Below are 12,773 nucleotides of genomic sequence, written 5' to 3'. Positions count from 1 at the left end.
TATGAATGATAAGCACATATATCACTTGCAGGATTGACCCATGTCTATATTGCCAGCCCTGTCTGCTCGTCACGTTGATCACCGCTCTTATCCGGTTGGGGTGGCCTATATGGATGGGCAATATCTCCCGATGGCCGAGGCGAAGATTTCGATTCTGGATTATGGTTTTCTGCATTCCGATGCCACTTATGATGTGGCCCATGTCTGGAAAGGGAACTTCTTTAGGCTTGATGATCATCTGGAGCGCTTTTGCCGGGGTATGGAGCAATTGCATATGTCCGTGCCCTATGACAAAGAGCAGATGCGCGAGATCCTGCACAATTGTGTGGCACTCTCGGGCCTCAAAGATGCCTATGTTGAATTCATCTGCACAAGAGGCACGTCGCCAACTTTCAGTCGCGATCCGCGGGACGCTGAAAATCGCTTCATAGCCTTCGCCATTCCCTTCGGATCGGTCGCCAATGAGGAGCAACAAAAGAGAGGGTTGAACCTGGCAGTGACCGATATCTTGCGTATTCCACCGGCCTCCCTTGATCCGACCGTGAAGAATTACCATTGGTTGGATATGGTCAGAGCTCTTTATGCGGGCTATGCGATTGAGGCTGATAGCGCGGTGCTGGTGGATCAGGAAGGCAATCTTTCTGAAGGGCCGGGCTTCAATATCTTCGTAGTTCGGGATGGCGAGATTTTGACGCCCAAAGGCAGTGTCCTGCATGGTATCACCCGCCAGACCATCTTTGATATCTGTTCTGGGCAGGATATCCGCTGTGAACAACAATCTATCCCGGTTGATGCCTTGAAGGCGGCGGATGAAGTTTTCATCACTTCTACAGCGGGCGGTGTGATGGCTGTCACCCGGCTTGGCGGACAAGCGGTTGGTGACGGGATGATTGGGACAATCACCCAGCGCATCACCAAGTGCTATTGGGATATGCATACCGATGCACGCTATGCCAGCACGGTGCGCTATCCAGATATTGCGTGATGTTTAAGAGATTGTGTCACCTAAAGTACCAAGCGGCAGCGCTACATCCACCACACTAGAGCATTTTGAATGAATACCCGGTCATTCAAAATGCTCTAGCCATTGTTTCCAAGCATATTCTTGTCCGAAAACCGCACACACTTTTCGGGAATATGCTCTAGTGGCGAGGTGGAGATAGGGTGTTTAAATATGAGTTTTTTACACAACTATCAGTTTCGGAAATAAAACTCGCTTGTTAATGTTATGTTATAACGTTACATAATGAGCTCAGTTTTTTCAGATGGGCTTCATTCCTATGTTAGATCGCACAGATGCCAATGCGCCAGGCTTCAACTCCAAGGCTGAGTTCGTCAATGTTTTGATTGTGGGGGCAGGGCCGTCGGGGATCGGAGTTGCTCGTATCCTTCAACAGCTTGGCGTCTCGGATGTCGTGCTTTTGGAGAAGGATCAAGTGGCGGCTTCCTTTCTTAGATGGCCCAAGGAAATGCGTTTCATTTCTCCGTCCTTTCCCAGCAATGCCTTTGGCCTGACCGATCTGAATTCCATTACCTATGACAGCTCTCCGGCCTATGCCCTGCGCCGTACCCATCCAAGTGGCAAGGAATATGCCGACTATTTGCGCAATGTCGGGGAAGTGCTGGAGCTGAATGTCGCCGAGGGAGCGCGCGTTCTGGGCATTGAGAAGAGGGGCAAGCACTTTGCCGTTCGTACCAATCGGGGCCTGTATCGCGCCAACTTCGTGGTCTGGGCAGCCGGGCAATTCAGCTATCCGCATATACCCGGTTTCAAAGGTTCCGAGCTTGGGCTTCATTCCAGTAAAGTTCGCTCCTGGCGAGACCTGGAAGGTGATGAAACGATTGTGGTTGGGGGATATGAAAGCGGCGTTGATGCGGCTTTGTCGCTTGCTGAAGCAGGTCGCAAGGTGACCTTGCTTGGCCGTACCCCCACTTGGGACGACACCAATCCGGATCCAAGTATCAGCCTGTCGCCCGCCACCCATCAGCGGCTGGTCAATTGCGCGCAGATCAGGAATATCAGCTTTGTCGGGGATGCGGACATCGTTGGCTTTGAGCGTAACGATGACACCATACAGGTTTTCTCGGCAGATGGCCGCAGCTGGCAAACACAATCCCGGCCTATTCTGGCCACTGGCTTCAATAGCAGCACCAAGGTCATTTCCAATTGCTTTGACTATGATGCGGACGGAAGCCCGCTGATCAATGAGTGCGATGAATCCACCAGACTGTCAGACCTGTTCCTTGTTGGGCCGGAGGTCAAGCATCGTGATCATCTCTTCTGCTACATCTATAAATTCCGTCAGCGCTTCGCCATAGTCGCCGATTGCATCGCGGAGCGGCTGGGTCTGGACAGAGACATCATGGACCAATATCGGCTGCACAACATGTTTCTGGAAGACCTCAGCTGCTGCGATGAGGAGAATTGCTTGTGTTAGAGCCTTATTTTTAAGTCCTGAGCCGAGCCCTTTCCCCCAAAAAACCACCCGTCATGGTACCCTCATGGGCGGTTTGGGAGTGGGAGAGGGTTGGACATGCAGCCTATGCGGGTACTTAGCCCGGCTGACTGTCTGAGGTTTGATTGAGCTCTTCTGCTGCGGTTTGGAACCAGGTGACAATATCGCGATAGTGGGGCTCTCCCCAGAACTCGATCAGCTTGCTGGTTTTGAAATTTTTCTTGTCCGCCAATTCGTCCAACCGTTCGCGCACATAATTCGGGGTCAGCTCGATGCCGCATTTGACCGTGATGCAGTCTTTCCATTCGTCATAGGTCGTGGGTTTCACCATTGTCGCTCACTGCTCCTTCCAACTTCAATACATGCCTCGCTGGCGCAGCCAGCTTCTATAAATGCAATGGTATAACGTTACATTTATAGATAGAAGATCCACTCCTTCACTTCAATCACCAATGTGATTGCTGCTCTTCATTTCCTCATTTCTCGCAAATTCAGGAGATAGTCATGAATAATCTCGATATCTCTCCGTCAGCTTCACCAGCGCCCGCACTCTCTCCCTGGTTCGCCATCAAAGGTGACTATCAGCTGCATCTGCAAAGGATTGGACAAAGCGTCTTGATCGCATTGGCAATTCTGGTGGGCTTTGCTCTGCATCATTTCAACCCCACGGCTGCCAGTGATGTGGGTGCTTATGGGGATTGGGCTATCTTGCTGTTGCTGAGCTTGCTTTTGTTTGAGGTGCGCATTCCAGATTTGCAGCTGAGCCGCCAGAATGTACTAACCATCTTTGTCTCTGTTCTGATGAATTTCGTGATCACCCCAATCTTGGCCTATGGTATCGCGTCACTGTTTTTTGATAGTGGCTCTTTGCTCTTCATCGGTTTGGTGATCTATTTCATCGCCCCTTGTACCGATTGGTTCCTGGGTTTCACCAGGTTGGCAGGCGGCAATACCAATGTCGGCTCAGCACTGATCCCGCTCAATATGGCGATCCAGCTGCTGCTTTATCCTTATGCGATGTATGCAATTGGTCATGAGGTCTTGCCGGTCAATGTGGATTATATCAGCTCCACCATTCTGGATTGGTTCATCATGCCGTTGCTGGTTGCCATCGCCGTCAAGCTTGTCATGCGCTTTGTCATTCGAGAGACGGTGGCCGAACATTTCCGCACTTTGGTGTCATGGTCCATTCCGTTTGTGATCGCGGCTTTGGTCTTTTTCATTTTCGCGTCCAATATGGCGGTCCTGTTTGCCCAAAGCGGGCATATCCTGCTGATCGGGCTGGCAATCTTCTCCTTCTTTGTCATCAGCTTCATCGTCACTGAACTGTTGAGCAAAGGTTTCAAGCTTAATCATGGCAACCATGTGCTGCTGAGCATGACAACCACCGCCCGCAATGCTCCATTGATGCTGGCAGTCACCGCAGTGGCCTTTCCCGATCAGCCACAAATCTATGCGGCATTGATCCTTGGCATGCTGATCGAGTTCCCGCATCTCACCGCGCTGTCTGTCATTCTGAACAAGGCAGACGAGGAAAAGGCCTAAGGCCGTTTACCGTCTTACCCTCTCGAACTCTGTCGTAGATCCCGGCACCAGCTTCCAGCCGAGTTTTCGCAAGACTTTGGCGATGCGGTCGAAATGCAGGTTGGTGGCGCGGTCTATGGGCAAGGACGGCAATGCCAATCTGGAACTCTTGTTGCGGATGATCTGACCCATAGGTATTGCCGCTTAGGCTAGACCTATGGGATATTCATTCCTGTGAGATTTATAGCGTCATCCAAATAGAGAAAATCATCCAATGTCATCAAAAAGAGAATTGTTGATGAAGCTTCTCAAGGGCATCGAAACCGGTGATCCCGAGGCTGCGGCTGTGGTGAATGAAGATTTATATATTCAGCATAATCCCCGCACCGGAGAAGGCAGTCTTGGTCTTGCTGAATTATTTGCGAGATTGGCCAAAACTAAGCCCCGGGTTACGTTCATTCGGGTATTTGAAGATGGTGATTTTGCATTTGCCCATAATGAGTATGATTTTGATGGCGTTGAGATTGCATTCGAGGTTTTTCGCTTTGAAAAGGGCAAGGCGGTGGAACATTGGGACAATATCCAGATGCAACAGCCGCTTAATCCGTCTGGGCGTTCGATGATTGATGGTCAGATTGATATCGTGGACAGGCACAAAACAGAGGTCAACAGGGAACTGGTCAGGCAGTTTGCGCAGCAGATATTGGTGGAACGACAATTGGACTGTCTCGATGATTATCTGGCCAAGGATCTGATTCAGCACGATCCGGAAATAGCAGATGGCAGCGAGGCCTTGCGTCGGGCTCTTGAGGCTGAGCAGAAAGGCGAGCCTCGACTAAGTTATCACAAGGTGCATCGAGTGCTTGCTGAGGGAAATTTCGTGCTTTGCATGATTGAAGGAAACAGGGATGGATTGCATTCGGGTCTCTACCATCTTTTCCGAGTGGCCGAGGGCAAGATTGTCGAACAATGGACTACGGTTTCCCCAATTGCACCAAGAAGTGAATGGAAGAACGACAATGGGAAATTCTGACGAGCCCTGCGCTTGTTGGGAATGAAACTGTAATTGCATGAAGGTGGCATCTTTATCCTGCCACCTTCTCAAATTCTGTCGTTGACCCTGCCACCAGCTTCCAGCCAAGTTTGCGCAAGACTTTGGCAATGCGGTCGAAATGGAGGTTGGTGGCGCGGTCTATGGGCAAGTTCAGGGCGGCGATGGCGTCTTTTAGCTCATAATAGCCGGCGCTGGTCGCGTTATATTTGACACTTGCTGCCAGCACGCCTTCCCAGATATCGCCCGATGTGCGGGCCTGTTGCTGGGCTTGCAGCAGATCCTGCTCTTCTTCCTGGATCCACCAGACATTGCCGGATTGATACATGCAGACTGCCTCCGCCCAGATCTGGTCGCGGTCGACTTCTATCTTTTCTCGCTGGACTCTATCCGTCATGACGGGCCAAAAGCGTCGGGCGCCGGTGGGGTCTTTCAGATATGGTGCGCCATCGGGGTTGATGGTGCCGACCATCAGGCTGCGGCGCGGAGCGGTGATGATGTTGCGGCCATAGGGTGGGCGGAAGCGGTCGACCTGCTGGGTCATGAATTTCTTCACCGCATTGGCTTCCTTCTTGGTGAAGGAATGCATTTCTCCTACTTCCAGACACCAGATGCCCTGTTGTTCCATCATGGCGTCCTTGCTCTCGACGTCCGAAATATGATCGGAGAAGAAGTCTTCGCCAAACAGAGCACGGATGCCGGAGGATTTTCGTGCCCCTTGCGGGCCTTCCAAAATCAGCATCGTGTCCATCTTGCAGCCGGGATTGAGCGCTCGCGCCACGGCTGAGATAAGAAAGCGGCGGGAAATGATATTGGTATAGGTGCTTTCTTTGCTGCCGAAATAATCGCTCAGCAGATTAGCCGCGCGGGGGATTCCATCCCAGCGCAGGCCGAACAGATAATCCTCCAGCGGGTCGTAGCTATTGGCCTTGGCTACAGTATCGACCAGCATTTCCAAGGCCTTTGGTTTGGGCGTCAGGCCAAAGGCTTGCTCCATATATTGGGCGAGCCGGGGATAGTCGGCATCCTCTATGGGGCGGGGCTCGAAGCGGGTCTTATGCATCCAGTCCCATGGCGGGCGTTCGACCAGCATGGTGCGCAAGGCAAAGGCATTGTAGCTGATGACGCCTTTCAGGCTTTCATGATGTTCCAGATAGGAGAGGTGATTGTTGGTCGAGTGTTTGACCAGCGCCCCGTCCTTATTGAAGGTCAGATTGTGCATCCAGTCTGGATCTGGCTGAGGAATGATATCTGTGTCGATGCCTTCTGCAACAGATTGTGTATCTGAGATGCGGGCAGGCGCAGGCTCCAACGGTTGCTGCTCTATTGGTGCGGCTTCAATTGGGGCCTCTGCTCGCTCGGCTATCTCCTGCCAATCCGTCAGGCAGGCTCGCATCAAATTCTCGAATGCGGCTTTGTCATAGTCCAGATCGGCTGCATCAAAGCCTTTGGGTAAAGGCTCCGGCCAGTTCTGTTTGCTGATATCTACCCAGCGGATTTTACAGCCAAGGCGGCCGAGCATTTGCGCAATGGGGAGGATGGGTTTGCGGGCCTCGTCGTCGCCATGGAGCATGGCTTTGTAGCCGGGCTCGTCATGGTCGGGCCAGAGGATCACATCCTTGCCTTTGAGTGGGCTCCAATCCACATGGCGTGCGCCATTGGTGCCTCCGGGCCAGCTCAGCACGCAGCGATTGGTTGCCTGCATCAGGTGATCGCGTGCCTTTTCACCCTCCACCAGAATGACTTGGCTAATCTCAGGTCGCAAGCTTTCCAGTCCATAAAGCGGGCGCGGTTTGGTAAAGGGAAAGCGGGACCAGACTGTGCGGCCATCGGGCAGACGCACATGGCGGACCATGGGTGTTTCTTTTCTGCCACCGGGTAGGTCGGCCCGTAGCACCAGTCCATAAAGTTTGCCATTCGCGTCGCGATAGTCATGCACCAGACTTGGCTTTATCTTGCGAAAGGCATCATCGTTGTTCCCACTTTCTGCTGCGCGCTTGGGATTATAGAGGGGCTGCCATTCACCGACCTTGAAGGGGTGATCTTCGATAGGGACAGGTTCGATGCCTTCATAGATATCGTGGATGGCTGATTCTGGCAGGGATGAGATGTTTGGGATTGAGGCAGTATCAGCTTCCTGCTCGCCACCCAATATGGCGCAGGCTTCAGTGAAGGAGACGCCCTTCAAATCTTCGATGAAGGAGATGACATCGCCATGGGCACCGCAGCCCTTGCAATGATAATGCTGGTGGCCGTCATGACCGATGAAGATCTGAAAGGATGGGGTCTTTTCGGAATGAAACGGGCAGAGGCCGACATATTCGCGACCGCTTTTATAGAGTTTGACCCCATTCTGCGCGGCAATGTCAGACAGAGAGGTCAGTCTCTTGATCGTGTCGGTATTGTAGCCCATTCCAGTCTCATCGTGAGATGCCGTGATGTTCACGGCATTCCTGATGCCACGCTGCCAAAGTCAGGTGACAAAAAAAGCCCCGGCATTAAAGCCGGGGCAGTGGAAGATTGAAGGCCCCATAATGATAGACTTTATTTCATCACAGGGTCTTCAACCCCAAACCCATCAAGGCAACATGAAAGGCGGGAGGAGGCATGTTGCCGACGGGCTTGTCTTGAAATTTGCATTATGTTGTGATTATGACATTACTATATTGCTGCGAATGGCATGTGTCAGTGAGAAGGAGCTTCATCGGGAAATCTCGTCAGGAACTTGGTCGATGTCGGGAACAATAATAGCGTCCGGCGAGCTTGCGTCTGGCATCTCTTGGCCAGTCAATGCGGTTCAAGGCTTGGCTGAGGCTGCCGCTGTTCCAAAGGATCCCCAATTGCCGCAAATGCAACAAGGATGAAGGGAAGTTATGGCTGCGCCGGGGATGGGTTGGCCTGCTCTGTCCTGTTGCGGTGGGGTAAAGTGGCGCTCAAACATCTGGGATCAAGTCATCCTTGGTCAGGTTCACATCCTTTTGCTTGGCCAGACGCAGCAGGCGCACCTGAGTATGCTGATCGATCAGTCCGCGGCCGTAATGACGGGCACGGGAGATTTTCGATTTGTCACAATTGAGCTCAAAAGCCAGTTGGTTCTGGCTCATGCCAAATTTGCGCAGGACGATATTCCAGGGCGTATTGGATCGGGTATCGAGGGGCATATTGAAAATTTCTCATTATGTTGTGTTAATCACAACATACGATGACAACAACCTTGTCGTCAATAAGAAAAGTCGGTTCTTGTCATCTGTTGCGAATTATGCAACAGATGAAAGTGCTATGGGTATTGATATCAAAATCAACAAGGATTGGTTCCTGACCGCGTTCAAGGACAAGGGGACCAGCCTTCGACAGGCGGCCAAGCATTTGGAGATTGATCCATCTGCCATGAGCCGCATTCTGTCCGGACAGCGCAAATTGCAGATGAGCGAAGCCCAGGAACTGGCGCGCTTTCTCAATGTGCCGGTGGCGGAAGTTCTGGCGCAGGCCGGAATGGACATCCATGAAGTGCCGGAAAATTCCACCATTCAGCTGACGCGCGAGATTGATGGCGATGGCCTTCTGTCCGCACGGGCCGAGCCAACGGCGCTGCAATATCACATTGTCGCCAAGGCCAAGACCTCACTGGCGTCCGATAAAAGCGTTGTCGCGGCCGAAGTCAGTGCTCTGGATGGGTCTTTTGCTTTCTGGGATGGAGCGACTGTTTTGTTTCGCGATGCGATAGAGGTGGAAGGCCAGCTGGCCGATAGCCTCTGCGTGGTGACCCTCTCGGATGGCACCATGCGGATCGCCCACATAGGCAGTACCCGCCCGTCCGGTGAATCCACCCTGACGCTGCCCGATGGCAAGAAATTCAAAGACACCATAAAAACGGCAACCCCGATCCTCGCCGTGATCCCATGAATATAAAAGCCCGGAACCAAGCATCTTGATCAGGCCGGGCTTTTGATTTTCATAGTTTATGGCCCACACGCGCCTAAGCAGGGTTTCGGTAAAATTTTGTTGAGCAATGTCTTCTTATCAAAAAGACCTCTGCCTACTGGTCCTTTTGTGCTCTGACTTTGTCAATGTTCGTCTCCGGTTCTCAAATAGACATACCTATATTACGATTCTCGGCTTTACATTTCCGCGCCAGATCACAAAAAACCCCATGATGCAGAAGTCTTTTAAGATCTTTTGAGCCCTTGGTGCTTCTTCGCTCTTGAAGAAAGCTGCGGCTTTGCTCATAAAGGCGGGGAATTTGCCGATGGTGCCTTATAAAGGCTCGAATAAAGGAAAATGACGATGGCTATTCGCCTCGATGCCAATCAAGCTGACTTTGAAGCCCGCTTTCAGGACCTGCTTTCCATGAAAAGGGAAGTGTCTGAAGATGTTGACGCTATTGTTCGGGATATCATTGATCAAGTTAAGCATCATGGCGACGAGGCATTGTTCGAGCTGACCCAGAAGTTCGACCGTTTTGATGCTCGCGAAAAAGGCCTTCGTATCTCGCAACAAGAGATTGATGCGGCAGTAGCAAGCATTGATCCCGATGTCATGGCGGCCTTGGAGCTGGCGCGAGACCGGATCAAATCTCACCACCAGCGTCAGCTGCCAAAAGATGACATCTATGAAGATGCGCTGGGTGTGCAGCTTGGCTCTCGCTGGACTGCGATTGAAGCCGTCGGCCTTTATGTTCCGGGCGGTTTGGCGGCCTATCCGTCTTCCGTTTTGATGAATGCCGTGCCAGCCAAAGTAGCAGGCGTTGAGCGGCTGGTGATGGTTGTGCCAACCCCGGATGGCGTGCTGAACCCGCTGGTTCTGGCTGCGGCCAAGTTGGCTGGCGTTGACGAGATTTATCGCATTGGCGGCGCGCAGGCTGTGGCCGCACTGGCTTATGGCACCGATACCATAGACCCGGTTTACAAGATCGTTGGTCCGGGCAATGCCTTTGTGGCTGCGGCCAAGCGTCAGGTCTTTGGTCTGGTTGGCATTGATATGATTGCCGGTCCGTCTGAAGTTCTGGTGATTGCCGACAAGGAAAATGACCCGGATTGGATCGCTGTCGATCTGATGGCTCAGGCCGAGCATGATACCGCTGCCCAGTCCATTCTGATCAGTGATGATGCGGACTTTGCGACTGCCGTGGAAGAGGCCGTTGAGCGTCAGCTGAAGACTTTGCCAAAGGCTGATATTGCTGGTGCCAGCTGGCGCGATTATGGCGCGGTGATCACGGTTGCTGATTGGGAAACCGGCATGGCTTTGTCCAATCGCGTGGCACCAGAGCATCTGGAACTGGCTGTGGCCAATGCTGAAGAGATGGTCGAGAAAGTGCGTAATGCTGGCGCCATTTTCGTTGGTCGTTTCACACCGGAAGCGGTGGGTGATTATGTTGGCGGTTCCAACCATGTGCTGCCAACCGCCCGCTCAGCCCGCTTCTCCTCAGGTCTTGGCACACTGGACTTTGTCAAACGCAGCTCCATCCTGCGCTGTCAGCCAGACAATTTGCGTGAAATCGGCCCAGCTGCCGTGACACTGGCCCGTCAGGAAGGCCTGGAAGCCCATGCTCGCTCCGTCGCAACCCGCCTCAATATGTGATTTTTGGTTGCATTTGTGATGAAGAAGGGCCGGGAATATCCGGCCCTTTTCTATTTTGAAGGCCTGCTTACAGATCCAGTCGCATGTGGGGTTCTCCGTTGGAGGTTTGCTGCGGGCTGGTGCCGTCGGGGCCTATGGTGCAGGAAACCCGCTGACGGAAGGCGGAGAAGCTTTCAAAACTGACCACATCCACCGGTTGGTCAAACAGGATGGTCAATTGATAGCTGCCTTGCTGTTCGGTTGGCTGAACTTTTAGAACCTTGCCTGCAAAGGGTTGGGATAGATAATGGCCAGACAGGCGCATACCCTCATAGAAACGGTTGCCTGCCTTTGGCTGGTTCGCCGCTGCTGCAATCACATTCCAGTTTCGATAGCCATAGCGTTTGGCGATTTGCTCCAAAGCCTGACTATGGGAGAGGGGTGTTTCGGCCTCTGACGCTTGCGCGCGCAGCTTTTTGGCCTCGGCTTTCAGATCCGTCAGGGAGGGAAGAGAAATATTGCTCATCATACTGTTACTCATTGAGTTCGCAGATATTTTGAGACAGGGCCCGCATTGCCATCCATCTGCACGTCATGAGATCAGGATGAGATCAAGAGAATGAGAAAGATTTCACCATAGGTTTCCCCGCGAGCGGCAGGCATCTTTCGGCCTGGCCGGACACTCTCATGAGGTCTTTGTTTTGTCAAGCGGGCTTTCTTTGGTGGTTGTGTTTCCTCAGCCAAGAAAGTGGTGGGTATTGGCAAAATAGGTTCCCTGTCATACAGGCTTGTATGGATAATAGAAATTTGCGATTTTGCTTATCTCTTCCCTTCATTTGATCAGGAGCTATCCATGGAAGCTGTTACCCAGGGCAATGTCCTCGTCATTGAGGATTTCATCGCCATGACCATCGGAATTCTGGTCTATTTCATCGGGCGAGATTTGAATGGGCGAATTGATTTTCTGCGGACCTATAACATTCCGGAGCCTGTGACCGGTGGCGTACTGGCCTCGCTGGTATCTCTTGGTATCTTTCTGGTCTTCGATCTGCAGATCCAATATGAGCTGGAGACGCGGGACACGCTTTTGATCTTCTTTTTCACGGCCATCGGGCTGAATGCGCGGATCTCGGATTTGCTGAATGGTGGCAAGGCCCTCATCACGCTTTTGGGGCTGACGCTTGGCTATATCGTGTTGCAGGATGTGATTGGTGTGCTGATGGCGCGCTTGATTGGGCAGCCAGATGCAATGGGCATCCTGACAGGATCTGCTGCGCTGATCGGTGGCCATGGTACCGCCATTGCCTGGGCACCGGAAATTGCCGAACGCTTCAATCTACCCAATGCCATGGAGATTGGCGTGGCAGCGGCAACCCTTGGTCTGGTCATGGCCAGCCTGTTGGGTGGGCCAATCGCCAAGATTCTACTCAGTCGTTATAACCTCTCTGGTGATATGGAGCGCAGACCGGTGGTGGGTTTGCCAGTTGAGACCCGAGATGAGGAGCAGATCAATCATATCAGTTTGATGCGGGTGATCTTGACCCTGCATATCTCGATCATTCTGGGCTTCATCCTGAATGAGGTGATTGCTGCCATGGGGCTGAAATTGCCACTCTTTGTGGCCTGCCTGCTGGTGGCAATTGTGCTGTCCAATAGTGTACCGCGCTTTTTCCCGAATATTGGCTGGCCCGCCCGAACCCGGGCGCTGGCTGTGGTTTCTGATTTCTCGCTCGGCCTCTTCATCGCCATGTCCCTGATGGGCATGCAGCTTTGGAGCCTTGTCGATCTGGCCGGGCCATTGCTGATCTTGCTGGCAACGCAGGCCTTTGCGACAATTGTCTTCATTTTGTTCGTGCTCTTCCCGCTGATGGGGCGCGATTATATGGCCGTGGTGCTGAGCGCTGGCTTTGCGGGTTTTTCCCTTGGGGCGACGCCAACGGCCATTGCCAATATGACGGCGGTGACCAAGTCTCACGGCCCGGCGCCGGTGGCTTTCATCATTCTACCGTTGGTTGGCGCTTTCTTTGTCGATATCACCAATGCCTTTGTTATTCAGTTCTTCCTGACGCTCTAGGTGCAACTTTTCTGGCGAAACGTACATTTATCCCGACGCGAACTCTTTTTCCGAAAAGTCTGCAACTTTTCGGGAGCGCGCGCTATGGGGGTTTGACATGCTGCCGTTAAGA

General features: G+C 52.5%; 12 protein-coding genes. 7 read left to right on the top strand and 5 right to left on the bottom strand.

Features of this window, described 5'->3' with window-relative positions; genetic code table 11:
- The first annotated feature begins 40 nt into the window (after positions 1–40).
- Positions 41–985, top strand: coding sequence for an aminotransferase class IV (locus CRO57_RS10835; protein WP_244580073.1), 945 nt, complete (start codon positions 41–43; stop codon positions 983–985).
- Positions 986–1,280: 295 nt separating this feature from the next.
- Positions 1,281–2,438, top strand: coding sequence for an NAD(P)/FAD-dependent oxidoreductase (locus CRO57_RS10830; RefSeq protein ID WP_097153472.1), 1,158 nt, complete (start codon positions 1,281–1,283; stop codon positions 2,436–2,438).
- Positions 2,439–2,553: 115 nt separating this feature from the next.
- Here the strand turns inward: CRO57_RS10830 and CRO57_RS10825 are convergent, their stop codons facing one another.
- Positions 2,554–2,787, bottom strand: coding sequence for a hypothetical protein (locus CRO57_RS10825; protein ID WP_097153471.1), 234 nt, complete (start codon positions 2,785–2,787; stop codon positions 2,554–2,556).
- A 173-nt stretch (positions 2,788–2,960) separates the two neighbouring features.
- Here CRO57_RS10825 and CRO57_RS10820 point away from each other — a divergent pair, with 173 nt between their 5' ends.
- On the top strand, positions 2,961–4,001 hold the full coding sequence (locus tag CRO57_RS10820; protein ID WP_097153470.1) for an arsenic resistance protein: 1,041 nt from the start codon (positions 2,961–2,963) through the stop codon (positions 3,999–4,001).
- Between the two features lie 6 nt (positions 4,002–4,007).
- Here CRO57_RS10820 and CRO57_RS24750 read toward each other — a convergent pair whose 3' ends face one another.
- On the bottom strand, positions 4,008–4,172 hold the full coding sequence (locus tag CRO57_RS24750) for a hypothetical protein (protein ID WP_170956053.1): 165 nt from the start codon (positions 4,170–4,172) through the stop codon (positions 4,008–4,010).
- 106 nt (positions 4,173–4,278) lie between these two features.
- Here CRO57_RS24750 and CRO57_RS10815 point away from each other — a divergent pair, with 106 nt between their 5' ends.
- The gene (locus CRO57_RS10815) at positions 4,279–5,013 is read left to right on the top strand and encodes a nuclear transport factor 2 family protein (RefSeq protein WP_210200841.1); all 735 of its coding nucleotides are present in this window, start codon (positions 4,279–4,281) and stop codon (positions 5,011–5,013) included.
- Between the two features lie 52 nt (positions 5,014–5,065).
- Here the strand turns inward: CRO57_RS10815 and CRO57_RS10810 are convergent, their stop codons facing one another.
- Both CRO57_RS10810 and CRO57_RS24745 read right to left on the bottom strand, forming a co-directional pair.
- Complete coding sequence (locus CRO57_RS10810; protein WP_097153468.1) at positions 5,066–7,444, bottom strand: VapE domain-containing protein; 2,379 nt, start codon at positions 7,442–7,444, stop codon at positions 5,066–5,068.
- Between the two features lie 520 nt (positions 7,445–7,964).
- The gene (locus CRO57_RS24745) at positions 7,965–8,192 is read right to left on the bottom strand and encodes a hypothetical protein (protein ID WP_170956052.1); all 228 of its coding nucleotides are present in this window, start codon (positions 8,190–8,192) and stop codon (positions 7,965–7,967) included.
- Between the two features lie 118 nt (positions 8,193–8,310).
- Here CRO57_RS24745 and CRO57_RS10800 point away from each other — a divergent pair, with 118 nt between their 5' ends.
- Together CRO57_RS10800 and hisD are read left to right on the top strand one after the other, a co-directional pair.
- Positions 8,311–8,934: a helix-turn-helix domain-containing protein gene (locus tag CRO57_RS10800; protein WP_170956051.1), complete on the top strand. Its 624-nt coding sequence runs from the start codon at positions 8,311–8,313 to the stop codon at positions 8,932–8,934.
- A 381-nt stretch (positions 8,935–9,315) separates the two neighbouring features.
- The gene (gene hisD / locus CRO57_RS10795; RefSeq protein ID WP_097153465.1) at positions 9,316–10,608 is read left to right on the top strand and encodes a histidinol dehydrogenase; all 1,293 of its coding nucleotides are present in this window, start codon (positions 9,316–9,318) and stop codon (positions 10,606–10,608) included.
- Between the two features lie 67 nt (positions 10,609–10,675).
- Here the strand turns inward: hisD and CRO57_RS10790 are convergent, their stop codons facing one another.
- Entirely contained in the window at positions 10,676–11,116 is a 441-nt protein-coding gene (locus CRO57_RS10790) for a glyoxalase superfamily protein (protein ID WP_097153464.1), read from the bottom strand.
- Between the two features lie 324 nt (positions 11,117–11,440).
- Between CRO57_RS10790 and gltS the strand changes: the two genes are divergently transcribed.
- Positions 11,441–12,661, top strand: a complete 1,221-nt coding sequence (gene gltS, locus CRO57_RS10785) for a sodium/glutamate symporter (protein ID WP_170956050.1) — start codon at positions 11,441–11,443, stop codon at positions 12,659–12,661.
- Positions 12,662–12,773: the final 112 nt, after the last annotated feature.

This window comes from Cohaesibacter gelatinilyticus, from assembly GCF_900215605.1.
GTDB classification, from domain to species: Bacteria; Pseudomonadota; Alphaproteobacteria; order Rhizobiales; family Cohaesibacteraceae; genus Cohaesibacter; species Cohaesibacter gelatinilyticus.
This window is presented reverse-complemented; position numbering and strand designations above follow the sequence as displayed.

What these genes read in the sequence shown, in the direction of transcription:
- CRO57_RS10800 (WP_170956051.1), top strand. Translation starts at nt 8,311, where the DNA reads ATGGGTATTGATATCAAAATCAACAAGGATTGGTTCCTGACCGCGTTC.
- hisD (WP_097153465.1), top strand. Translation starts at nt 9,316, where the DNA reads ATGGCTATTCGCCTCGATGCCAATCAAGCTGACTTTGAAGCCCGCTTT.
- CRO57_RS24745 (WP_170956052.1), bottom strand. Translation starts at nt 8,192, where the DNA reads ATGCCCCTCGATACCCGATCCAATACGCCCTGGAATATCGTCCTGCGC.
- CRO57_RS10810 (WP_097153468.1), bottom strand. Translation starts at nt 7,444, where the DNA reads ATGGGCTACAATACCGACACGATCAAGAGACTGACCTCTCTGTCTGAC.
- CRO57_RS10835 (WP_244580073.1), top strand. Translation starts at nt 41, where the DNA reads ATGTCTATATTGCCAGCCCTGTCTGCTCGTCACGTTGATCACCGCTCT.
- CRO57_RS10790 (WP_097153464.1), bottom strand. Translation starts at nt 11,116, where the DNA reads ATGATGAGCAATATTTCTCTTCCCTCCCTGACGGATCTGAAAGCCGAG.
- CRO57_RS24750 (WP_170956053.1), bottom strand. Translation starts at nt 4,172, where the DNA reads ATGGGTCAGATCATCCGCAACAAGAGTTCCAGATTGGCATTGCCGTCC.
- CRO57_RS10815 (WP_210200841.1), top strand. Translation starts at nt 4,279, where the DNA reads ATGAAGCTTCTCAAGGGCATCGAAACCGGTGATCCCGAGGCTGCGGCT.
- CRO57_RS10830 (WP_097153472.1), top strand. Translation starts at nt 1,281, where the DNA reads ATGTTAGATCGCACAGATGCCAATGCGCCAGGCTTCAACTCCAAGGCT.
- CRO57_RS10820 (WP_097153470.1), top strand. Translation starts at nt 2,961, where the DNA reads ATGAATAATCTCGATATCTCTCCGTCAGCTTCACCAGCGCCCGCACTC.
- gltS (WP_170956050.1), top strand. Translation starts at nt 11,441, where the DNA reads ATGGAAGCTGTTACCCAGGGCAATGTCCTCGTCATTGAGGATTTCATC.
- CRO57_RS10825 (WP_097153471.1), bottom strand. Translation starts at nt 2,787, where the DNA reads ATGGTGAAACCCACGACCTATGACGAATGGAAAGACTGCATCACGGTC.